Here is a 20,580-nt window from a genome sequence, read left to right as displayed (position 1 = left end):
GTGCCAGCCCAGCGTTGGCACGCTGTTCATCACGCCATGCGTCGCCGCTCGTTACTGCGATCATCATGGCGGTACTGACTACTTCGGCCTGAACAAGTGGGCATGCCCGGCGCGGTACAGCGAGGACTCGCTGAAGGTGTCATCGGCAAGTACACGTCCGACCAGAATCAGTGCCGTGCGGCGAAAGCCCTTGGCCTGTACCTTTTCCTCAATATCCGCCAGCGTGCCAACGGCCCAGTCCTGATCCGGCCAGCTGGCGCGGTGCACCACGGCAATCGGGCAGTCGGCGCCGTAATGTGGCATGAGCTCCTCGACGATCCGTTGCAGGTTGTTCACCCCCAGATGAATCGCCATGGTTGCCCGATGGCTGGCCAGACTGGCCAGTTCCTCGCCGCTGGGCATTGAGGTCTTGTCGGCATAGCGGGTCAGAATCACGCTCTGCGAAACGTCCGGCAGGGTCAGCTCGACGCCCAGCAATGCAGCGCAGGCAGCGGTCGCGGTCACCCCCGGAATGATTTCGAACGGAATGTCGAGTTCGCGCAGGTAACGGATCTGCTCGCCGATAGCGCCATACAGGCTAGGGTCTCCGGAATGCACGCGCGCCACATCCTGGCCCTGTGCGTGTGCATGCTTGATCAGCTCGATGATCTGCTCCAGATGCAGTTCGGCGCTGTTGGTCACCTGCACGGCCTGATGACCTTGCAGCACGGCGAGGGGCACCAGCGAGCCTGCGTAGATAATGACCGGGCAGCTGCGAATCAGGCGTTGGCCCTTGACGGTGATCAGCTCCGGATCGCCAGGGCCTGCACCGATGAAATAGACAGTCAATGAATTCTCCGGGGTGAGTGAGCGCGGGGAGATTATCCGCTGTGCGCAGGGCTGATTGCCAAGGCAAATGTGGCCTGCGCGCTTTTCTGCCGTTCGATCAGCAGGGTGGCCGTACCGTCTCCCAGTTGTGCCGCCAGTGCCAGGGCCGAGCCCTCGGCGACGCCATGACAGCCCGTGTTCTGGAACACCTGCGCAGAACGGTGCGTGAGGTGCAGTTCCCACGCCACCAGTTGCGCGGCGTTGAAGCACACCAGTGGCACTGCCAGTTGCCCGGCCAGCTCAAGCAGGCCGGGCTCGGTTTCTTTCAGGTCGATGGACGCCAGTGCGGTCACCCGACCAATGTCCAGCTCAAGTGCCTGCAGGCTCTGCTCAAGCAGATCGCGCAACAGCGCAGCCGAGCAGCCGCGCCGACAGCCCAGCCCGGCGACCAGAGGTGCGCCAGGTTGAAGGGTCGCTGGATCAGGCCTGATGCAGGTCGACATTGTCGGTGTGCACATCGTTTCTGCGGAACAGCCAGGCACTGATCAATCCCAGCGCGACCCAGAACAGCGCGTTGGTCAGCAGCGAGGCAATCATGAACTGCGATTCCAGAGCCTCGGGAGCCAGGCTTTCATGGACCAGCGGCTGTGGCGCGCCAAGCACATGCGGGACCAGCAGAATCGCCACACCCAGTGCTTTGAGCAGCCAGTTCTGACCGAACACCAGCAAGGCCAGCCCGGCGGCAGTCGACGCGGCAGCGCCGAGCCACCACAGTTGCCGCTGACTCAGCTCGGCGGCGGCTGTGCCTGGCAGTTCGGGTGGCAGCCCAAGGGTCGGGGCCAGCACGAACACGGCAAAACCGGCCAACCCCCACCATGCGCCTTGCACGGTGCGCCCCGGCGCCCGCAGGGTGTAAAGCCCGGCAAGCATCAGGGCGAAGCCCACCGCGACCACCAGGTTACCGCCGGTGGTGGACAGCACACGCTGCCAGCCGTTTTCGGGCTCCCAGGCCGCTTCTTCATGGGCATGGCTGTGTTCGGCCATCGCGCCGTCCGCGTGCTGATGCAGTTGCTCGGCAGGTGCGTTTTCGTAGGTCTCGGCCTGCTGGATCAGCGGCACCACCCACAGGCTTTGCAGCAGGGTCAGCAACAGGGCGGCGAGCAGGCCGGTGAAACCTGCGGTGTAGGCAATTCGCTTGAACATTGTGTGGCCCTCAATGGCAAGGAAAGGCAGCGCTGTGACGGGTATCGTGTGCCGCGTTGTGCACGGCCGCGATGTGCGAGAAACCGGCGAAGTACACCAGGCAGGCGCCGAGAAGCGCAGCGCTGATGGCGGCTGTCAGGCGTTGAGTGCGTGTAGAGCTGGGCGCGGCGGCGTGGCTGCTGATGGTCGACATGGCGTTCCCTCTTGTTGGTAATCGGCAAGTGGGCCACGCGCAAAAGAACCTGCCGGCAGACGCCGGAGGTTTCAACTGCGCCCGCCCACCGCGGGTTTGTCATTGCAAGCATATCGGGCCGGTCTCCGGGCTCGCGAGGGGCCAGGACGTCAGTGCGTCAAAGCCTGCAAGGTCACCTTCCCATGCCAGCGGCACAGTGGATCAGACCTACTCTCGCTTACCGTTGCGGGGGCAGCACCGGACTTGCTCGACAACGCGAGCGTACCGGTTTCCCGTTTCACCCCGTGAGGGGCACCCGAAACAAGGCGCACAGGAGAGCATGGGCGGCGGGGCAGCGTCAATCTGAACGATTGACCTCTCTGCAGTCACTGCGTAGCCTTGCTGATTCGAGGTTCTCCCCGGGTAAAACATCACCCAGTGGAGCTAAGACGGGAATGCGGTATAAGCCGCAGCTGCCCCCGCAACTGTAAACGGTCATGTTCATTGCACAGCCACTGCTGCGGCGGGAAGGCGCGATGAATGCGTGTCGGCACATTATTCACTGCCTGCCGCACGCCGCCGTGAGCCAGGAGACCTGCCTCGAACGGGCCACACGTGCTGCGGCCCTGGAGAATTCTCACTACAACCGGGCGGGGTGATCCGGTGGCGATCCGATCTGCGTGTCCTGCATGCGGCTCTCGTCCTGTTTGCCCGCCGCATTGCCAAAGGGCACCTGATGAAAACACTGGCCAAGCTTCCCGTCACCATCGTCACCGGCTTCCTCGGCTCGGGCAAGACCACCCTGTTGCGGCACATGCTCGACAACGCCGAAGGGCGGCGCATTGCGGTCATCGTCAATGAGTTCGGCGAGCTGGGCATCGACGGAGAAATCCTCAAGCAGTGCACGATCGGCTGCACCGAAGAAGAAGCCAACGGCCGAGTGTACGAACTGGCCAATGGCTGCCTGTGCTGTACCGTGCAGGAAGAGTTCTTCCCGGTCATGCGCGAACTGGTCGCGCGCCGTGGTGATCTGGACCATATCCTGATCGAAACCTCGGGGCTCGCGCTGCCCAAGCCGCTGGTCCAGGCTTTTCAGTGGCCGGAAATCCGCAACGCCTGCACGGTCGATGCGGTGATCACGGTGGTCGACAGCCCGGCGGTACTGGCTGGTACTTTTGCTGCCTTCCCGGATCAAGTCGATGCGCAGCGCAAACTCGATCCGAACCTGGACCACGAGTCGCCCCTGCACGAACTGTTTGCCGATCAGTTGGCCAGCGCCGATCTGGTGATCCTCAACAAGGCCGACATGATCGACGCCGAAGGTCTGGCGACGGTGCGTGCCGAAGTTGCCGAGGAGCTGCCGCCTGCGGTCAAGGTGATCGAAGCCAGCAGTGGTCGCCTGCCGATCAGCGTGCTGCTGGGTGTCGGTGCCGAGTCCGAACTGCATATCGATGCTCGCAAGACCCACCATGATCACCATGACGATGACGATCATGATGACCACGATCACGACGCGTTCGATTCGATTTCCCTGACACTGCCGCAAGCCGATGAGAAAGTCCTGCTCGATGCACTGAATCAACTGGTGGTGCAGCACGGCATTCTGCGTGTGAAGGGCTTCGCGGCCATTCCCGGCAAGCCGATGCGCCTGCTGATTCAAGGTGTCGGCACGCGTTTCGACAAGCACTTCGACCGCGCCTGGCGTACCGATGAAGAGCGTGCCACGCACCTGGTGCTGATTGGTCAGGAGCTGGATGCCGCAGCCCTGCAAGCGCAACTCAATGCTGCGATTGTCGGCTGACCCATGCATTTACTGAGAACCCAGCCCGGCGGTTTCGTACCTGACGACAATATTGCCGATCTGGGCCAGACCCCGGCCGAGCTGGTGATTCTCTGCAGCGGCGACTCCAGTCTGGCGCTGCTGGCCGAAGCCGCCCGGCAGCTCCCCGACGACTACCCCAGCCTGCGTCTGGCCAACCCGATGCAGGTCCAGAATCACGCCTCTGTCGACCTGTACGTCGATGAAGTGCTGCGTCACGCAAAGGTCATTCTGATTTCTTTGCACGGCGGTATCGGCTACTGGCGCTACGGCGTCGAGCGGCTGATGGAGCTCGCGGCACGCGGCGTTCAGGTCATTCTGGTGCCCGGTGATGACCGTCCTGATCCGGAACTGAGTGATCTGAGCACCGTGCCTGCCGTAGAACGCGACCGACTCTGGCAGTTTCTGCGTCAGGGTGGCCTGCAGAACGCGCTGCAGTTGTACAACTGCATGGCCAGTCGCTGGTTGGACCGCGATTATTCCTGGGCCGAGCCCGCGCCGCTGCCGCGCACAGCCATCTACCATCCTCGCCTGGCAAGCGCGCAGCTTGCCGATTGGCAGGCAGACTGGCTTGCCGAGCAGCCAGTGGTGGCGCTGCTGTTCTATCGCTCGCACCTGCAGGCCGCCAATACCGGTTTCATCGACGAGTTCTGTGTGCGCTTGCAGGCGCAAGGCATCAACCCGCTGCCCATTGCCGTGGCCAGCCTCAAGGAACCCGGCTGTTTCACTCAGGTGGAGGACTGGCTGGATGAGGCTGAAACCGAGCTGCTTCTCAATACCACCGGTTTCGCTCAGTCGAGTCCGGAAGCGCCGCATCTGCGTCCGTTCCGGCGCAACGTACCGGTCATTCAGGCCATCTGTGCGCAGGACAACGAGCCTGCCTGGCAGGCCAGCGAACAGGGCCTTGGCGCTCGAGATCTGGCGATGCACATTGCCTTGCCGGAGCTGGACGGACGCATCATCAGTCGGCCGATCAGCTTCAAGGACCTGGCCTGGCGCAGTGAGCGCAGCCAGTCAGACGTGGTCTGCTACCGCGCCCAGCCGGACCGGATGGATTTCGTCGCGCAACTGGCGCGGCGCTGGATCGAGCTTGCGCGCCTGCCCAATGGCGAAAAGCGCGTGGCGCTGATCCTCGCCAACTACCCGACTCGCGACGGTAGGATCGGCAATGGTGTGGGGCTCGATACGCCTGCTGCGGCGCTGAATATCCTGCGCGCCATGCAGGCCGAGGGCTATCCGCTGGCGCCGTTGCCGGACACTGGCACCGAACTGATCCAGCAACTGCTGGGCGGCGTGACCAATGATCTGGACAGTATCGACCAACGCCCGTGTCAGCAGAGCATGGCGCTGGAGGAATACCTGGCAGCGTTCAACGAACTGCCGCAGGAAAATCGCGATGCGGTGAACGCCCGTTGGGGCACGCCGGACACCGATCCGATGTTTCGCAGCGGCCGGATGATGATCGCCGGACTGCGCTTTGGCCTCACGTTCATCGGCATTCAACCGGCGCGGGGTTATCAGGTTGACCCGAGCGCGGTGTATCACGACCCGGATCTGGTTCCACCCCATGGCTATCTGGCGTTCTACTTCTGGCTGCGCAAAGCCTACGGCGCGCATGCGGTGGTGCATGTCGGCAAGCACGGCAACCTCGAGTGGCTGCCCGGCAAGGGCGTGGGGCTGTCGCGAACCTGCTGGCCGGACGCGGTGCTGGGGGCTATGCCGAACATCTATCCGTTCATCGTCAACGACCCGGGCGAGGGCGCACAGGCCAAACGGCGCACTCAGGCGGTCATCATCGATCACTTGATGCCGCCGCTGACCCGCGCGGAGACCTACGGCCCGTTGCGTAATCTGGAACTGCTCGCCGACGAATTCTACGAAGCGCAAATGCTCGATCCGCGCCGCGCACGCGAGCTGCAGCGTGACATTCTCGAACTGGTCCGTGAAACCCATATCGACCGCGAACTGGCGCTGGGCGAGAACCTCGACAGCGATGCCGACGCGGCGCTCTGGCTGCCACGTCTGGACACTTACCTGTGTGACCTGAAGGAATCGCAGATTCGCGATGGTCTGCATATCTTCGGTCAATCGCCGCAAGGTCGCCTGCGCATCGACACCTTGCTGGCCCTGCTGCGTATTCCGCGCGGTGACGGGCGTGGCGCGCAGTCCAGTCTGTTGCGCGCGTTGAGCAAGGCTTTCGAGCTGGACTTCGACCCGCTGAACTGCGAGCTGGCCGAACCCTGGACCGGCCCGCGCCCCGCTGCGTTGCAGGCCCTGAGCAGCGACCCCTGGCGCAGTGCGGGTGATGCGCGCGAGCGGCTGGAGCTTTACGCCGCCAGCCTTATCGAACGCGTCACGCAGGGCGAAGCGTTGACCGACTTGCCGGCGCACGATGATCTGGCCCAGATTCTCGACAGCCTGCGTGACGTCGTCGCGCCGCGTCTGGATGCCTGCGGCCCCGGCGAAATGCAGGGCATGCTTGACGCCCTGAGTGGTCGTTTCGTGCCGGCAGGTCCCAGCGGCGCGCCGAGCCGGGGGCGCCTGGATGTGCTGCCCACTGGCCGCAACTTTTTTACCGTGGACGTGCGCAACCTGCCGACCACCACGGCCTGGCGAATCGGCTTCCAGTCCGCCAACCTGTTGCTGGAACGACACCTGCAGGACCATGGCGATCACCTGCGCCAGCTGGGCCTGTCGGTGTGGGGCACGGCGACCATGCGTACCGGCGGTGACGACATCGCCCAGGCCATGGCGCTGATGGGCGTGCGTCCGGTGTGGGCGACGGGCAGTCAGCGGGTCGACGACTTCGAGATTCTGCCGATCAGCCTGCTCGACCGCCCGCGAGTGGACGTGACACTGCGGGTCTCCGGTTTCTTCCGCGATGCCTTCGCCAACCTCATCAAGCTGTTCGACGCTGCGGTGCAGGCCGTCGCGGCGCTTGACGAGCCCGACGACATGAACCCGCTGGCGGCCAGGGTCCGTGAAGAACGGCAAGGCTTCATAGCAGAAGGCCTGAATGAAGACGAGGCGGCGCGTCAGGCCGGCTGGCGGATATTCGGTGCCAAACCCGGTGCCTATGGCGCTGGCGTACAGGGCGCGATCGATGGCCGACTGTGGCAGAGCCGCGACGACCTTGCCGAGGTTTACCTCAATTGGGGCGGTTACGCCTATGGCGCTGCCGATGAAGGTACGCCCGCGCGCCAGCGCTTTGCCCAACGGCTTTCTCAGGTGCAGGCGGTGCTACAGAATCAGGACAATCGCGAGCACGACCTGCTCGACTCAAATGACTACTACCAGTTTCAGGGCGGCATGCTCGCCGCTTCTGAAACCCTCAGCGGGCAGAAGACCGCCAGTTACCATGGCGATCATAGCCAGCCCGACCTGCCGAAAATCCGCACCCTCAAGGAAGAGCTGAACCGGGTGATACGCTCGCGCGCAGCGAATCCGAAATGGATCGAAGGGGCCAAGCGCCATGGTTACAAAGGTGCTTTCGAAATGGCCGCGACCGTGGATTTCCTGTTCGCGTTCGATGCGACCACCGAGCTGATCGATGATCACCAGTACGCGCTGCTCGCCGACGCCTATCTGCTGGACCCGGTGACTCGCGACTTCATCGCCCAGCACAACCCTGATGCTTTGCGCGACATGACCGAGCGCATGCTTGAAGCCCAGCAGCGCGGCCTCTGGCAGGAGCCTGGCGAGTATCAGCAGGCGCTGGAAGACCTGCTCCTGGACATAGAAGAGAACTGATGACCGTGTCTGATTCAACGATGAGCGAAACTCCGCATTTTCCACTGGCCGCTGTGGTGGGTGCCGATGACCTGAAACTGGCGTTATGCCTGACTGCCATTGATCCGCGCATCGGCGGCGTGTTGATCGAAGGGCCGAGAGGCATGGCTAAATCGACGCTGGCCCGTGGTTTGGCCGATGTGCTGGCCAGCGGTCAGTTCGTCACCTTGCCGTTGGGCGCTACCGAAGAGCGTCTGGTCGGCACGCTGGACCTTGACGCCGCGCTGAGCGAGGGTCGCGCGCGCTTCTCTCCAGGCGTGCTGGCCAAGGCCGACGGTGGCGTGCTGTATGTCGATGAGGTCAACCTGCTTGCCGACCATCTGGTCGACCTGCTGCTGGACGTCGCGGCCAGCGGCGTCAACCTGGTCGAGCGCGACGGTATCTCCCATCGTCATGCTGCGCGTTTCGTACTGATCGGCACCATGAACCCCGAAGAAGGCGAATTGCGCCCGCAGTTGCTGGATCGCTTTGGCCTCAATGTGGCCCTGAGCGGCCATACGCTGCCTGCCGAGCGCAGTCAGATCATCCGTCGCCGTCTGGATTTCGACAGCGATCCGCAGAGCTTCTGCCAGCACTGGCAAACGCAGCAGGATGCCTTGAAGCGGCGTTGTGAGCAGGCACGTCAGTTGTTGGCGGGCATCGAACTGGATGACCAGTCCCTGGCAATGATTACCGAGCGCTGCTTTGCCGCAGGTGTCGACGGCATGCGTGCCGATCTGGTCTGGCTGCGGGCTGCGCGCGCGCATGCGGCGTGGCGCGGTGCGGGGCACATTGAAGAGCAGGACATCGAAGCGGTTGCCGAATTTGCCTTGCGTCACCGGCGCCGCGAGCCCTCTCCGCCGCCGCAGAATTCCGAGGCGCCGCCACCGCCACCAGGCTCGTCCAGCAAACAGGCCGAGCCTGAAAGCGGGCAGGGCAGTTGGGGTGAGTTGCCCGCCCAGGCAGTTACGACCGGATCACGCCGCGAAGTGCCGAGCTGGCCAAAAAAGCCCTAGGCATCCGTCCCCGCACCACACAGGGGGCGGATGCCATTCCCCGTCCCGGTCGACTGGCCAGCGGCAGGCAGGGCGCTGTGCGTGTCGGGGCTGATGGACCGGTGCAATGGTTGCCGACCTTTTTGCGCGGTCAGCCGAAGAGCCACAAGGACCTAGTGCGTCAGCCGCGTAGCAGCCGGCCCAGCGAGTTATTGCTGGTGATTGTCGATGCCTCGGCGTCTACCCGCCGCCATCAGGCGTTGAGTCAGGCCAAAGGCCTACTGTCGCAGATGTTCGACGATGCCTATCGACGCCGGGCTCGGCTGGCCTTGCTGACCGCCAGCGGCACTGCGCCACGCTGGCAGCATCAAGGGCTGAAAGCCTCGTCTGCATTGACACCCTGGCTGGATGCACTGGGGGCTGGTGGTGGTACGCCGTTGCCGGAAGCGCTGCAACAGGCGGCTGAATGGCTGGCGCAACGGCAAAAACGCTATCCGGCCGAACAGCAGCGGGTTCTGGTGCTGACCGATGGTCGGATCAAGTCGTTACCGGCACTGCCTGCGTTCGACTGCGCCAGTTTGCTGATCGATATCGAGAAAGGCCCGATCCGCCTGGGAAGGGCGCGGGAACTGGCATCGAGTCTGGGGGCTGAGTACCGGCACATCGATGAGTTGAAGCGGGTCTGAGGGTGGGGAACCCGTCAGGCCCGGCTCTCTTGCCGATGCTCTGCAGGGTTGGCGCGCGCAGAGCATGGCGCTGAGAACACATTCCTGTGGGCGCGGCGAGTGCGGCGATCCCACAGGTTTTCCATTACGCGAAGCGGGGAGTCCGCTCAGTCAGCCATCAAGTCGGCATGGTCCACGGCTCAAGGTCGTAGCCTTCGTTGCTGATTTCTGCACGGGCCTGTTCCAGAGCGCTGGCCAGCTGGCGCTTGTCGGAATAAGTGCTGCTCGGGATCTGCTTGCGACCAATACGGTTGCTGGTGCGGTCGATCACCGTCAGGCTCAGTTCGCCGTTACCGTCCTGTGGTGCCCAGGCAACACACTGGAAGGGTTCAAAAGCGTGTCCAGCGATCAGAAGTGCATCGTTGAAGCGCAGTGGGGCGTTCATGGTCGTTTCCTCAAGTGCCCATATCAATTCAGTCACGGCGGCGGGCTAACCGTCCGGCTGGTTACTTGTGTTGATGAACGACAAGGGGTCATGAGTCACACTGTTCACTGAAAATAGTTGCGAATTATTTTCGACGGGCGCGCGCATGGATGTCCCGGGCAAAAAGGGTCGGGCAGGCGGCGCGTTAATGACTTCAGGTTATGAGCGTTAGACCCAAACGGTACAACGCTGCGTCAAATATTTGCTAGGGTGATGATTGGGCTCGCCAACAGACTGTTTATAAAAGCTTTTCAAAATCCCTCCATACGCCGGGCGCCAAGGAAACTTCATGCATGGATCGGCCCCAACACGACGTCTGTTAATGCTCGACGGCGGTGACGACTGTCATCCATTGATCCCTGTTCTGATCGAAGCCGGCTGGACGGTGCAGGAAAGCCCATCGGGTTCGGCAATCATTTCTGATTGTGATGTAGGCCTGATTCACCTGACGTCCGATCATTTTGAACACTTGCCCAGGCTCGAGGCGCTGTTCGTTAACAGCCCGGTGCGCTGGATTGCAGTGCTGTCAGCCAGTGATTTGCGGCGCGAGAAAATCGGCGATTTTGTCTGCCGCTGGTTTTTCGACTTTCATACGCTGCCTTTCGATGCCGGTCGGCTGTATGCCTCGCTCGATAGAGCGTTTATTGCCGGACGCCCGCCAGTGCAGGGCTCGCCATCGCCGTTCAGCGCGGAACCCGAGTTGCTCGGCGACAGTCGGCCTGTCCGTGAATTGCGCAGGCTGCTGAGCAAACTGGCGCCCACCGATTCGCCGGTACTGATCAGGGGCGAGCGGGGCACGGGCAAGGAACTGATCGCCCGCAGCCTGCATGCTCAGTCCTTGCGACGCGACAAACCCTTTATCGTGGTTGATTGCGCAGCGCCTGACGGGCAGTCGATCCACACCGTGCTGTTCGGTCATGAGGACGGCGCGTTTGACGATGCTCAGGAGCGTAGGGTCGGACTGCTTGAAGCCGCAGACGGCGGCACGCTGTTGCTCGACGAGGTCGGTGAGCTCCCGCTGGATACCCAGGCGAGCCTGCTGCGCTTTCTCGAAGACCGGCAGATCGAGCGCGCGGACGGCGGCGAACCGATTGCAGTGGATGTGCGGGTGCTGGCCGCCACTCGGGAGGATCTTGAAACGGCGGTACGCAAAAAGCGCTTTCGCGAGGATCTGTATTACCAGCTCAATGTGCTGCAGGTCGGCGTAGCGCCGCTGCGCGAGCGCCATGGCGATCTGGCCTTGCTGGCTAACCATTTCGCCCATGTGTACAGTCAGGAAACCGGCAGGCGGGCGCGCAGTTTCAGTCAGGATGCGCTGGTGGCGCTGGGCAAGCACGATTGGCCGGGCAATGTGCGCGAGCTGGCCGGTCGCGTTCGGCGCGGGCTGGTGCTGGCCGAAGGCAGGCAGATAGAAGCGGCAAATCTGGGCCTGCTGGGCGAAGAGGACAGCATCGGCAACATGGGCACGCTGGAGGATTACAAGTCCCGGGCCGAGCGCCAGGCGTTGTGCGATGTGTTGACGCGCCACAGTGACAATCTGAGTGTGGCGGCCAGAGTGCTGGGTATTTCGCGACCGACGTTTTATCGGCTGTTACACAAGCACCAGATCCGCTGAGTCGCCCAGCAACTGCGAGACAGCGCTCAGCGCCTGTTCGCGGCGCTGCTCCCAGTTACCGCCCACTACCCGGTAAGCCTGCCGGTGGTGGTCCAGCCATTCCCGGCTGGCGCCGAAAAAGGCCTGGCGTTCACCCAGCTGCGGCTGGCAGCGCTGGCCGTCGCTGATCCAGTCAACGCCCTCGGGCGACAGCAACAGGTGCAGGTCATAGGCGCGGCTCAGCAGTTGCTGTTCGATCCACGCAGGGCAGTCGCCGAACAGCGTGCGGCTCCAGAGCATGTTGCTCAACAGGTGCGTGTCGAGTATCAGCAGGTGCGGCTCGGCGGCGCGCGCCGCGTCCTCCCAGGCCAGTTGGCCCTGGGCGATGGCCGGAATATCGGCGTAATCGGTATCGCGGCCCTGCTGATCGATGAAATACCGCACATATTCGCCGACCAGCAGGCCGCCGAACCTATGCTGTATCTCCGCCGACAGCCAGCTCTTGCCACTGGACTCGGGGCCGGTGAGGACCAGAACTTTCATCGCGCCAGCGCCAGATCGTTGCGCCACTCGCGCCAGCCCTGCACCGCCAGCAGGGTGAACAAGCCATACAGCGCAGCCGTCAGGTAAAGGTCCTTGTAGATGAACAGACCGACGAAAATCACATCGAGCAGGATCCACAGCGGCCAGCACTGAACGCGTTTTTGCGCCATCCAGACCTGCGCCACCAGACTGAACCCGGTCAGCGCGGCGTCCAGCCAGGGTTGTGCCGCATCGGTGAAATGCGCCATGCCGGCACCCAGTGCGACGCTGATGAGTGCGCCGATCGCCAGCCCCTTGAGCACCGAACCGTTCTGCAACGTGGTCACGGCTTTGACCGGCAGGCCGGCACCGTGCCGCGTCCATTGCAGCCAGCCATACACCTGCAGGCCTGCGTAGATGACCTGCAGGAGCATGTCCGAATACAACTTCACGTCGAAGAATATCCAGATGTAAATCACCACCATGACCAGGCCGATTGGCCAGCACCAGGGATTCTGCTTCACTGTCAGCCAGACCGCGATAACGCCGATGGCGGCAGCGAAGAGTTCAAGCCCGGACATGGCGGCTCCTTGGTGAGGGTAGTGAGGGGCGGGGCCGGCGATTGTATGCGCTTCTGCGCGCGGCGTGCAGCTTGTGTTGCGCCAGAGCTTACGTCAGCAGGCTTTGTGCCTGCAGGTCTGCTAGCATTCCGCGCCTTGCATTTGCGCGAGTTTCTTCAAGCTTCGTTCAGGCATGTGGCGGCATAGTGGCAAGCATTTTTTACACGACAACATTAAACAGCGAGCCTGCGGCATCGCTTCATGGGGGAATGATGGATCTTTGGACCGCTGCTCAGGCGTTGATATTGGGTGTTGTAGAAGGGCTGACGGAGTTCCTGCCGATCTCCAGTACCGGGCATCAGATCATCGTCGCCGACCTGATCGATTTTGGCGGCGAGCGCGCCATGGTCTTCAACATCATCATTCAGTTGGGGGCGATTCTGGCAGTAGTCTGGGAGTTTCGGCGCAAGATCCTCGACGTCGTCGTGGGTCTGCCCAAACAGCAACAAGCGCAGCGTTTCACCCTCAACCTGCTGATCGCCTTCATGCCTGCCGTGGTGCTGGGCGTGATTTTCGCCGATACCATTCACCACTACCTGTTCAATGCCATTACCGTGGCCACGGCGCTGGTCATCGGTGGGGTGATCATGCTTTGGGCCGAGCGCCGCGAGCACACCGTGCGCACCGAAACCGTCGATGACATGAGCTGGAGCGATGCGCTCAAAATAGGCTTGGTACAGTGCCTGGCGATGATCCCCGGCACCTCGCGTTCGGGTTCGACGATCATTGGCGGCCTGCTGTTCGGCCTGTCCCGCAAGGCGGCGACCGAATTCTCGTTCTTCCTGGCCATGCCGACCATGGTCGGTGCCGCGGTGTATTCAGGCTACAAGTACCGTGACATGTTTCGCCCGGACGACTTCGCGGTGTTTGCCATCGGCTTCATTACCTCGTTCATCTTCGCGATGATCGCAGTGCGCGGTTTGCTCAAGTTCATCGCCACTCACAGTTATGCGGTGTTCGCCTGGTATCGCATCGCCTTCGGCCTGCTGATTCTGGCGACCTGGCAGTTTGGCTGGATCGACTGGGCATCGGCCAAGGCATGACAGCGAATCGCGAGTCGTCACGGATAGCCAGCCGTGGCAGGCCGCCGGTCCGGCAACTGCGCTTGAAGGTACTGGTACTGTTGCTGCTGTGTGCGTTACCGGTCTACGGCACGGCGTCGCTGTGGCTGAGGCAAGTCACGCCGATTCCGGCGCTGGTCCTGATCGTCATGAGTCTGCTGGCGTTCTTGCTTTACCGGCATGACAAGCGACAGGCCGGCAACGCGGGCCAGCGCACGCCGGAGAACGTCCTGCATGGCGTCGAGCTGCTCGGCGGCTGGCCCGGCGCGCTGCTGGCGCAGCAGGTGTTCCGGCACAAGACCCGCAAGGTGTCTTTTCAGGTCGTGTTCTGGCTGATCGTGCTGGTGCATCAGGCGCTGTGGATTGACTGGCTGTTTTTGGGTAAGCAGCTTTTGCAACTGCTGCCGTTATAGTTTCATGCCGATCTGCTGCCGTTTCGGCAGCTTGCCGACCACCAACTGGTGCGAGCGGGTCAGCAAATCGCGCACCTCATCGGCGCTCAGCGTCTGCAGGTCGGCCACGCTTATCCAGTGCGCACGCGCCAGGTAGGGTGCAGGTCGTATGCCGGGTCGATCCACATAACCCAGAAACAATTCCGGGTGGACCTTGAACGCAAGGTCCTCGCCGACCAGATCCATGACCGCGAACATTTTCTTTTCGGCGACGGAAAAAACCCGTATGCCGCCCCACTTGTAGTCTTCACGCGCGCCCGGCAGGTCGAGACAGAATCTGGCGATGTCTTCCTTGTGCAGGGTCTTTTGCGGGCTCTTTGGCATGGATGCTCCCTGGGTTCTGACGGCGCACGGTAAGCTGTTCGATAGCCGCACGGATATTCGATCCGCCGATTGTATGCTGCTGCGACACTGATTAGTGTGCAGCTTTGCCTTTCTCCGGAGTCTCGAATGTCTGCCGTGCAACTCGCTGATGGTCAACTGAACTACCTGCTCGAAGGTCCGGCGGGCGCGCCGGTGCTGGTGTTGTCCAATTCCCTGGGCACTGATCTGCACATGTGGGACAACCAGGTACCTGCCTTCAGCCGGCACTTTCAGGTATTGCGTTACGACACGCGCGGCCATGGCAAATCGCTGGTCAGCGAGGGCAGTTACAGCATCGAGCAAAACGCTCGCGATGTGTTGGCGCTGCTCGACGCGCTGGACATCGACAAGGCTTTTTTCTGCGGCCTGTCCATGGGTGGCCTGATCGGCCAATGGCTGGCAATCAATGCGCCGCAGCGCCTGCACAAGGTCGTGCTGTGCAATACGGCCGCCAAAATCGGCAACCCCGATGTCTGGAATCCTCGTATCGAAACCGTTCTGCGTGACGGCCAGTCGGCCATGGTCGCGTTGCGCGATGCCTCGATCGCGCGCTGGTTCACACCTTCCTTCGCGGACGCCGAGCCCGCTGCGGTCGACACGGTTGTCGGCATGCTGGCACGCACCTCGCCACAGGGTTACGCGGCCAATTGCGCGGCTGTGCGCGATGCGGATTTCCGTGAGCAGATCGCGTCCATCGAGCTGCCGGTGCTGGTGGTCTGTGGCACGCAGGATGCTGTAACGACCCCGGCAGACGGGCGTTTCATGGTCGAGCGGATTCAGGGTTCGCAGATCATCGAGCTGCACGCGGCGCACCTGTCCAGCGTCGAGGCGGGTGCGGCATTTACCGGCCCGGTGCTGGCATTTCTGACTGCCGAATGACCCGACGCGATCCTCATTCGCGGCCTTGAGACACGGGGCACGGCGCTGCATACTCCCGGCTCTGAAAACGAGGTGGCCGGGTGTTTGATCTCAACGATCTGTTTTATTTCGTCCAGGTGGTGGAGTGCCTCGGCTTTGCGCCGGCAAGCCGCAAGCTGGGGATCCCCAAGTCCAAGCTCAGCCGGCGCATTGCCGGGCTCGAGGAGCGCCTGGGTGTGCGCCTGATTCACCGCTCGACCCGTACCTTCGCGGTGACCGAAAGCGGGCGTGACTATTACGCGCATTGCGTGGCGATGCTGGTCGAGGCCGAGGCTGCCGAAGAGGCCATCCTGCGTTCCAAATCCGAACCGCAGGGCAGGGTGGTGATCAGTTGTCCTCCGGCGTTGGCAGCGATGGGCTTCAACGAGACCATCGCCCGTTTCGCGGCCGAGCACCCCAAGGTTCAGATCCAGGTCGAAAGTACCAACCGACGCGTCGACCCGCTGACCGAGAACATCGACATTGCGCTGCGTGTGCGCTTTCCACCGCTGGAGGACGACGGGCTGGTGGTCAAGAAGCTCGGGCACAGTGCCCAGCGTCTGGTGGCGCGCGCGGACCTGGCGGCCAGGCTGTCGGCGACGCCTTCTCTCGACGCGCTGTCGACACTGCCCAGCCTCGACATGCCGTCTTCGAATCACGAGCACCGCTGGTTGCTGGAGACGCAGCCCGGCCAGTATGCCGAAATACGCCACACGCCCCGGCTCATCAGTTCGGACCTGGACATGATGCTGCAGGCTGCCTTGCAGGGTGTCGGCGTGGCGCAGCTTCCCGAGCTGATTGTCAGGGAAGCCCTGCAGGACGGACGCCTGGTAGAGCTGTTCAGTGAGCACCGGCCCAAGTGCGGCATCGTGCATGCTGTGTTCGCCTCGCGCCGAGGGCTGCTTCCAGCGGTCAGGGGCCTGCTGGATGTGTTCGAAACCTCATTCAAGGAACTGAGCCTCAGTCCTGACTCGCTTTATTGTTCTCTTAATAGAACGAACAGTCGCATTCAAGACCACTAATCATCTATTGCAATCAAGGATAGGATGCTCGCCACTTCATCGCCCTGTGGCGATTTTCTTATGGGAGCTACGTTATGAATCTATTGCACCTCGACTCCAGCATCCTCGGCGACCACTCTGCTTCGCGTCAGCTGACCCATGAGGTTGTCCAGGCCTACCTGAATGCTCACGCCGACAGCCAGGTCACCTACCGCGATCTGGCCAGCGATGCGCTTGGGCATTTCTCTGCCGCCAGCCTCGCCGCAGCGGGCACGCCGGTAGACGTCCGTGATGCCGCCCAGCAGCAGGAAGTGGCAGGCAACGAAGCCACTTTGCAGCAGTTTCTCGATTCGGACGTGCTGGTCATCGGCGCACCCATGTACAACTTCACCATTCCGACTCAGCTGAAAGCCTGGTTTGACCGGATTCTGATCGCGGGTCGCACCTTCCGTTATTCCGAAGCAGGCCCTGAAGGCCTGTGTGGCGGCAAGAAAGTCATTATCGTCTCTACCTCAGGCGGTCTGCACGCCGGGCAACCTAGTGGCACCGGTCACGAAGAGCTGCTCAAGACGCTGTTCGCCTTCATAGGTATCACCGACCTGCAATTCGTCCGTGCCCACGGCCTGGCGTATGGCGAAGAGCCGCGTGCCAGCGCCATGAGCGCTGCTCAGCAATACATCCAGAACGAGCTGTTCGCGGCCTGATCAAAAGCCGTCTTCACGAAACTCTACAACCTGCGCGGGGTTTTCCTGCCGGGTTGTGGAGTTTTTTTGTTTCTGATGCAGGGCGATGGGCTGCGCTGAACGGCGCGCTGACGGGAGACAACCTTGACAGCTTTCTTACAGGCAGCGGGATTCTTACGGGACTAGACTAGCCTTTTCGAGCACTGCCTTGTCAGGCTGGCGGAAATATCTGCCCTCGCGAAAAAACAACGGGCAGTTTATGGCCCGGCTTGTGCACTATTTCTGTTTTCAACACTCATATCTGGGTGGGAACGGCGCGCTGGAGCATGAAGCTCGACACAAGCGCTTGATGGATTGTCTGGACGAAGTTCCGGATTTGCAAAGGTTGGGCCTTGCCATGGTACGTCTTTGTGCAGTGATGCTGGTTTTCCTGCTCGATAGCCTTGTTTCGGTGCACGCTCAGGCGGATGAGTCCTGGAGCGCGGGCTATCACCCGTTGAGTTTCCCTGATCCGCTGGATTCCCAGCCGGTTGAGGCCATCGCCTTTTACCCGTCGACCGCCGCCGAGCAAGTGAGCACCCTGCATGGCTATCGCGTCGAGGCCGGTGAAGAGGCGCCTATCGCAATGGGCCGTTTCCCCTTGCTGTTGCTGTCGCACGGCAATACCGGCACCCCGCTGGCGCTGCATGACCTGGCCACTTCGCTGGCGCGGCAGGGGTTTGTGGTGGTTGCCGTGGTCCATCCTGGCGACAATGATCGCGATCACAGCCGTCTCGGCAGCCTGAGTAACCTGTATGGCCGCCCGCTGCAGATTTCCGAAGCGATCAGTACGGCCTTGCTCGACCCCTTGCTGGCCCCCTATCTCAATGCCCGGCAAGTGGGCGTGATCGGTTATTCGGCCGGTGGCGAAACCGCGCTGATTCTCGCTGGCGCGCAGCCTGATCTGCAGCGTCTGCGTCAGTACTGCGCCGAGCGCCCGACAGACCGCGACGCCTGCAAGACGCAGGGCGAACTGGTCGCAGACCGTGATGACCTTCACGCTCAGGCTGACCCGCGGGTTGGCGCATTGATGTTGATGGCCCCGTTGAGCCTGATGTTCGGCCGTCACACGCTGGGTGATGTGCACGTGCCGGTGCTGATGTACGCGGGGGATGACGATCAGTTGCTGGCGATCGACCGAAACGCAGAGGCACTGGCGCGCAAGCTGCCGCAGCCGCCCGACTACAAGCTACTGGCCGGGGCAGGGCATTTCGTGTTCATGGCACCGTGCAGTGATGAACAACGCGCGAGTGCGCCGTTGCTGTGTAACGACCCTGACGGAGTCGACCGCGAGGATATCCACCGTAACCTGAGTGCCGAAGCGGTGCGCTTCTTCAGTGCCGCGCTCAATTCCGCCGACGATGACCGTTCAGGCATGCAGACGGCGCATCATCAGTAAGCTCGCCGTTCAGGCGTTCAGCGAACTCAGAAAATCACCAAACCCGCCCCTGGCTTTCGAGTCGAGGCGGGTACTGGTCGTGACCCTGGGGCGGCAGCTCCAGGCGATCCGCGCACCGATCAATTCCAGTTGTCGAACCAGGTGCACGTCCTCGTGACAGGTCAGGGCCGGAAATCCACCGGCGCTGATATACGCAATCGAGCTGACGCCCAGGTTGGCACCATGAATGTGTCGGTGACCGTCACGGTGCTGGTAATGCTGCAGGTAAGCGGCCTGCGCGGCGGCCGAAATGTCCTTGCTCCAGTCGCCGGGCGTGACCGTGCCGCACACCGCGTCGGCATCCAGCGCCAGCTGTTCGGCGAGCCAGTCGTTGGCCACGGTACTGTCGCCATCGGTACACGCCAGCCAGCGTGCACCCCGGTCGAGAAGAAACTCCGCGCCCTGTGCTCGAGCCTGCCCCACGTTGCGCGCACACACTTCGAGAATCATCACGCCATGGGCACGCGCGATCTCCGCCGAGCGATCAGTGCAGCTGTCGAGAACCACCAGCACTTCCACGCATTCGCCCTTGAGGTCGGGGTGTGCAGCCGCCTGCTTTATCGTTTCGAGACACAAGTCGAGTAACTGCTCTTCATTGTGCACCGGGATCAGTATGCCGATCATCGGAGAATTCCTGTTCTGCTACGGAGGTTCCATCACGACTCCACAGGTCCAGCAGGAAATCCTGTTCGTGATGACTGAAAAGTCGGTGCATGGACAAGCGTGCAGCAAGGATGTCGTGAACCGTCTGGGCGTTCAGCGGGCAGCCTTCGATATCAGGCCGCCAGTGACAGGCGAGCAACTGGCCATCCGGTGCGAGGGCCGCCAGTGCGCGGTCGATCAGGCCGTGCAGGTCTTCGGCGTCCAGGTAATAACCCATCTCGCTGAAGACGATCAGGTCAAATTCGCCCTGCGGCCATTGCTGCGGCAGACGCGCCTGCAACACTCTGGCATGGGGCACGCCGGCCAGACGCTTGCGTGCCAGGTCCGCAGCCAGGTTCGAGGTGTCGCAGCACACCAGCGAATCGCAGCGCCCGGCAAGATCGGCACTGAGTTCACCGTTGGCACAGCCAGGCTCGAATATCGAGCGGTAGCGTTCGCGGGGCAGGGCGGCCAGGGTCAGGGCGCGCTTGCGCCGTTCGTACCAGCGTTGCTTGAATGCCCACGGGTCATCATTGTTGAGAAACAGCTCATTGAAATAACTGTCCTCGACGCTCATGTGAACACCACTTCAAAGGGCTGCAGCAGCCTTTCCAGCACTGCGTCCGGCAAAACCGGGGACAGACCGATTGCCGGATCACCCTGCAACTGGCTGGTGAATGCCTGAGCAGCGTTGCGCTTATGGGCCAGCGTCACCGGATCGAGCAGCAGCTTGCGCGCTCTGTCCCACGGCAGACGTTGGTCTTCGGGATCAGCCCAGTGCCAGGCCCAGACCGGCACCTCGTGGAACTGTGCTCCGGTGGTCGTGCAGGCCTTGGCACTGGCTCTGCCGACCGCCTCATGATCGCCGTGGCCATCTTCTGCCCAGGTGGCGAATACCACGTCGGCAGGGCCCAGATGCTGTTCAAGAAAGGCCACCAGTTGATCTTCCGCGTCGGCCACGGCGCCGTCCTGAAGGCCGCAACGCAACCACTCAAGGCGCTCTGCAGGTATACCGAGGCGATTCAAGGCTTCGGCACTTTCCTCAGGTCGGACTTTGCACAGACGATCGACGGGCCAAAGCGTTGAGCCCGGATGGCTGGCTGTACCATCGGTGACCGAGATCAGCAACAGGTTGCGTTGCAGTTGCGCCAGTTGGCTCATCAGACCGCCACAGGCCAGTACTTCATCATCCGGGTGCGGGGCGATAATCACGGCTCGGCAATTGGTCGGCACCAGCAAGTCAGCGGTAATCACAGGCAGGCCGTGCAGCCTGGTCGAAGCGTTCCAGGCGGCGAGGGAAGTGCCCTGGCCGGACTCGTCATCACTCACTACGAACCCTTCACTCATGCTCTATA

The 20,580-nt window shown here is 62.3% G+C and carries 22 protein-coding genes and 2 riboswitches; of the genes, 11 read left to right on the top strand and 11 right to left on the bottom strand.

The features are described from left to right. Positions 1-78: 78 nt before the first annotated feature. The 4 genes from cobM to P406_RS03080 are packed head-to-tail and all read right to left on the bottom strand — an operon-like array spanning position 79 to position 2,203. On the bottom strand, positions 79-828 hold the full coding sequence (gene cobM / locus P406_RS03095) for a precorrin-4 C(11)-methyltransferase (protein WP_046235304.1): 750 nt from the start codon (positions 826-828) through the stop codon (positions 79-81). A 32-nt stretch (positions 829-860) separates the two neighbouring features. Beyond that, the gene (locus P406_RS03090) at positions 861-1,310 is read right to left on the bottom strand and encodes a cobalamin biosynthesis protein (protein ID WP_003394736.1); all 450 of its coding nucleotides are present in this window, start codon (positions 1,308-1,310) and stop codon (positions 861-863) included. Then, positions 1,288-2,010 carry a CbtA family protein gene (locus tag P406_RS03085; RefSeq protein WP_003417353.1) on the bottom strand — a complete coding sequence of 241 codons (723 nt, stop codon included), beginning with the start codon at positions 2,008-2,010 and terminating at the stop codon, positions 1,288-1,290. The genes P406_RS03090 and P406_RS03085 overlap by 23 nt, the downstream gene beginning before the upstream one ends. A gap of 10 nt (positions 2,011-2,020) precedes the next feature. Further along, complete coding sequence (locus P406_RS03080) at positions 2,021-2,203, bottom strand: CbtB domain-containing protein (protein WP_003342053.1); 183 nt, start codon at positions 2,201-2,203, stop codon at positions 2,021-2,023. Positions 2,204-2,302: 99 nt separating this feature from the next. Then, positions 2,303-2,517, bottom strand: a riboswitch (cobalamin riboswitch). A 58-nt stretch (positions 2,518-2,575) separates the two neighbouring features. Then, a riboswitch (cobalamin riboswitch) is annotated at positions 2,576-2,799 on the top strand. Positions 2,800-2,918: 119 nt separating this feature from the next. On the opposite strand from P406_RS03080, the gene cobW reads away from it, so the two are divergent. Genes cobW through P406_RS03060 form a run of 4 tightly spaced genes read left to right on the top strand, consistent with a single transcriptional unit; the run spans position 2,919 to position 9,450 of the window. Continuing rightward, positions 2,919-3,983, top strand: a complete 1,065-nt coding sequence (cobW, locus tag P406_RS03075; protein ID WP_046235414.1) for a cobalamin biosynthesis protein CobW — start codon at positions 2,919-2,921, stop codon at positions 3,981-3,983. Positions 3,984-3,986: 3 nt separating this feature from the next. After that, on the top strand, positions 3,987-7,751 hold the full coding sequence (gene cobN / locus P406_RS03070) for a cobaltochelatase subunit CobN (protein ID WP_046235303.1): 3,765 nt from the start codon (positions 3,987-3,989) through the stop codon (positions 7,749-7,751). Next, on the top strand, positions 7,751-8,785 hold the full coding sequence (locus P406_RS03065; protein ID WP_080343771.1) for a magnesium chelatase ATPase subunit I: 1,035 nt from the start codon (positions 7,751-7,753) through the stop codon (positions 8,783-8,785). Before cobN ends, P406_RS03065 begins: the two co-directional genes overlap by 1 nt. A 53-nt stretch (positions 8,786-8,838) precedes the next feature. Continuing rightward, positions 8,839-9,450 (top strand): vWA domain-containing protein, encoded by a 612-nt coding sequence (locus P406_RS03060; RefSeq protein ID WP_026175243.1) that lies wholly within the window; start codon positions 8,839-8,841, stop codon positions 9,448-9,450. A 157-nt stretch (positions 9,451-9,607) separates the two neighbouring features. Here the strand turns inward: P406_RS03060 and P406_RS03055 are convergent, their stop codons facing one another. Next, positions 9,608-9,874 (bottom strand): hypothetical protein, encoded by a 267-nt coding sequence (locus tag P406_RS03055; RefSeq protein WP_046235302.1) that lies wholly within the window; start codon positions 9,872-9,874, stop codon positions 9,608-9,610. Positions 9,875-10,202: 328 nt separating this feature from the next. Between P406_RS03055 and P406_RS03050 the strand changes: the two genes are divergently transcribed. Then, a complete protein-coding gene (locus P406_RS03050) occupies positions 10,203-11,528 on the top strand; it encodes a sigma-54-dependent transcriptional regulator (RefSeq protein ID WP_046235301.1) in 1,326 nt (441 codons plus the stop codon). On the opposite strand, the gene P406_RS03045 is transcribed toward P406_RS03050, so the two are convergent. After that, positions 11,505-12,050, bottom strand: a complete 546-nt coding sequence (locus P406_RS03045) for an AAA family ATPase (protein ID WP_046235300.1) — start codon at positions 12,048-12,050, stop codon at positions 11,505-11,507. The genes P406_RS03050 and P406_RS03045 overlap by 24 nt on opposite strands. Beyond that, the gene (pnuC, locus tag P406_RS03040) at positions 12,047-12,610 is read right to left on the bottom strand and encodes a nicotinamide riboside transporter PnuC (RefSeq protein WP_046235299.1); all 564 of its coding nucleotides are present in this window, start codon (positions 12,608-12,610) and stop codon (positions 12,047-12,049) included. Before pnuC ends, P406_RS03045 begins: the two co-directional genes overlap by 4 nt. Before the next feature lie 251 nt (positions 12,611-12,861). On the opposite strand from pnuC, the gene P406_RS03035 reads away from it, so the two are divergent. Further along, positions 12,862-13,692, top strand: a complete 831-nt coding sequence (locus P406_RS03035) for an undecaprenyl-diphosphate phosphatase (RefSeq protein ID WP_046235298.1) — start codon at positions 12,862-12,864, stop codon at positions 13,690-13,692. Continuing rightward, the gene (locus P406_RS03030) at positions 13,689-14,123 is read left to right on the top strand and encodes a DUF1294 domain-containing protein (protein ID WP_046235297.1); all 435 of its coding nucleotides are present in this window, start codon (positions 13,689-13,691) and stop codon (positions 14,121-14,123) included. Before P406_RS03035 ends, P406_RS03030 begins: the two co-directional genes overlap by 4 nt. On the opposite strand, the gene P406_RS03025 is transcribed toward P406_RS03030, so the two are convergent. After that, the gene (locus P406_RS03025) at positions 14,118-14,486 is read right to left on the bottom strand and encodes an MmcQ/YjbR family DNA-binding protein (RefSeq protein ID WP_046235296.1); all 369 of its coding nucleotides are present in this window, start codon (positions 14,484-14,486) and stop codon (positions 14,118-14,120) included. The genes P406_RS03030 and P406_RS03025 overlap by 6 nt on opposite strands. Positions 14,487-14,612: 126 nt before the next feature. Here P406_RS03025 and pcaD point away from each other — a divergent pair, with 126 nt between their 5' ends. The 4 genes from pcaD to P406_RS03005 all read left to right on the top strand — a co-directional run bounded on the left by pcaD (position 14,613) and on the right by P406_RS03005 (position 18,544). After that, positions 14,613-15,404, top strand: coding sequence for a 3-oxoadipate enol-lactonase (pcaD, locus tag P406_RS03020; protein ID WP_046235295.1), 792 nt, complete (start codon positions 14,613-14,615; stop codon positions 15,402-15,404). An 80-nt stretch (positions 15,405-15,484) separates the two neighbouring features. Next, positions 15,485-16,444: a LysR family transcriptional regulator gene (locus tag P406_RS03015; RefSeq protein ID WP_003411289.1), complete on the top strand. Its 960-nt coding sequence runs from the start codon at positions 15,485-15,487 to the stop codon at positions 16,442-16,444. 74 nt (positions 16,445-16,518) lie between these two features. After that, a complete protein-coding gene (locus tag P406_RS03010) occupies positions 16,519-17,127 on the top strand; it encodes an FMN-dependent NADH-azoreductase (RefSeq protein ID WP_003417327.1) in 609 nt (202 codons plus the stop codon). 376 nt (positions 17,128-17,503) lie between these two features. Continuing rightward, positions 17,504-18,544 (top strand): alpha/beta hydrolase family protein, encoded by a 1,041-nt coding sequence (locus tag P406_RS03005; protein WP_046235412.1) that lies wholly within the window; start codon positions 17,504-17,506, stop codon positions 18,542-18,544. Between the two features lie 9 nt (positions 18,545-18,553). Here P406_RS03005 and P406_RS03000 read toward each other — a convergent pair whose 3' ends face one another. The 3 genes from P406_RS03000 to P406_RS02990 are packed head-to-tail and all read right to left on the bottom strand — an operon-like array spanning position 18,554 to position 20,572. Next, the gene (locus tag P406_RS03000; RefSeq protein ID WP_046235294.1) at positions 18,554-19,207 is read right to left on the bottom strand and encodes a glycosyltransferase family 2 protein; all 654 of its coding nucleotides are present in this window, start codon (positions 19,205-19,207) and stop codon (positions 18,554-18,556) included. Continuing rightward, complete coding sequence (locus P406_RS02995) at positions 19,176-19,802, bottom strand: class I SAM-dependent methyltransferase (protein WP_046235293.1); 627 nt, start codon at positions 19,800-19,802, stop codon at positions 19,176-19,178. The genes P406_RS03000 and P406_RS02995 overlap by 32 nt, the downstream gene beginning before the upstream one ends. After that, on the bottom strand, positions 19,799-20,572 hold the full coding sequence (locus tag P406_RS02990; RefSeq protein ID WP_046235292.1) for a PIG-L deacetylase family protein: 774 nt from the start codon (positions 20,570-20,572) through the stop codon (positions 19,799-19,801). The genes P406_RS02995 and P406_RS02990 overlap by 4 nt, the downstream gene beginning before the upstream one ends. Positions 20,573-20,580: the final 8 nt, after the last annotated feature.

The sequence above is a fragment of the Pseudomonas syringae pv. coryli str. NCPPB 4273 genome (genome assembly GCF_000972175.1).
Lineage (GTDB): Bacteria > Pseudomonadota > Gammaproteobacteria > Pseudomonadales > Pseudomonadaceae > Aquipseudomonas > Aquipseudomonas syringae.
The sequence above is the reverse complement of the archived record's forward strand: the minus strand, read 5'-3'. Positions and strand labels throughout refer to the sequence as shown.

Excerpts from the sequence above, each read along its gene's own strand:
- P406_RS03055 (WP_046235302.1), bottom strand. The coding sequence starts at position 9,874 with ATGAACGCCCCACTGCGCTTCAACGATGCACTTCTGATCGCTGGACAC.
- pcaD (WP_046235295.1), top strand. The coding sequence starts at position 14,613 with ATGTCTGCCGTGCAACTCGCTGATGGTCAACTGAACTACCTGCTCGAA.
- P406_RS03085 (WP_003417353.1), bottom strand. The coding sequence starts at position 2,010 with ATGTTCAAGCGAATTGCCTACACCGCAGGTTTCACCGGCCTGCTCGCC.
- P406_RS03000 (WP_046235294.1), bottom strand. The coding sequence starts at position 19,207 with ATGATCGGCATACTGATCCCGGTGCACAATGAAGAGCAGTTACTCGAC.
- cobN (WP_046235303.1), top strand. The coding sequence starts at position 3,987 with ATGCATTTACTGAGAACCCAGCCCGGCGGTTTCGTACCTGACGACAAT.
- P406_RS02990 (WP_046235292.1), bottom strand. The coding sequence starts at position 20,572 with ATGAGTGAAGGGTTCGTAGTGAGTGATGACGAGTCCGGCCAGGGCACT.
- P406_RS03065 (WP_080343771.1), top strand. The coding sequence starts at position 7,751 with ATGACCGTGTCTGATTCAACGATGAGCGAAACTCCGCATTTTCCACTG.
- P406_RS03050 (WP_046235301.1), top strand. The coding sequence starts at position 10,203 with ATGCATGGATCGGCCCCAACACGACGTCTGTTAATGCTCGACGGCGGT.
- P406_RS03045 (WP_046235300.1), bottom strand. The coding sequence starts at position 12,050 with ATGAAAGTTCTGGTCCTCACCGGCCCCGAGTCCAGTGGCAAGAGCTGG.
- pnuC (WP_046235299.1), bottom strand. The coding sequence starts at position 12,610 with ATGTCCGGGCTTGAACTCTTCGCTGCCGCCATCGGCGTTATCGCGGTC.
- P406_RS03080 (WP_003342053.1), bottom strand. The coding sequence starts at position 2,203 with ATGTCGACCATCAGCAGCCACGCCGCCGCGCCCAGCTCTACACGCACT.
- P406_RS03010 (WP_003417327.1), top strand. The coding sequence starts at position 16,519 with ATGAATCTATTGCACCTCGACTCCAGCATCCTCGGCGACCACTCTGCT.
- P406_RS03025 (WP_046235296.1), bottom strand. The coding sequence starts at position 14,486 with ATGCCAAAGAGCCCGCAAAAGACCCTGCACAAGGAAGACATCGCCAGA.
- P406_RS03005 (WP_046235412.1), top strand. The coding sequence starts at position 17,504 with ATGGTACGTCTTTGTGCAGTGATGCTGGTTTTCCTGCTCGATAGCCTT.
- cobW (WP_046235414.1), top strand. The coding sequence starts at position 2,919 with ATGAAAACACTGGCCAAGCTTCCCGTCACCATCGTCACCGGCTTCCTC.
- P406_RS03090 (WP_003394736.1), bottom strand. The coding sequence starts at position 1,310 with ATGTCGACCTGCATCAGGCCTGATCCAGCGACCCTTCAACCTGGCGCA.
- P406_RS03035 (WP_046235298.1), top strand. The coding sequence starts at position 12,862 with ATGGATCTTTGGACCGCTGCTCAGGCGTTGATATTGGGTGTTGTAGAA.
- P406_RS03030 (WP_046235297.1), top strand. The coding sequence starts at position 13,689 with ATGACAGCGAATCGCGAGTCGTCACGGATAGCCAGCCGTGGCAGGCCG.
- P406_RS02995 (WP_046235293.1), bottom strand. The coding sequence starts at position 19,802 with ATGAGCGTCGAGGACAGTTATTTCAATGAGCTGTTTCTCAACAATGAT.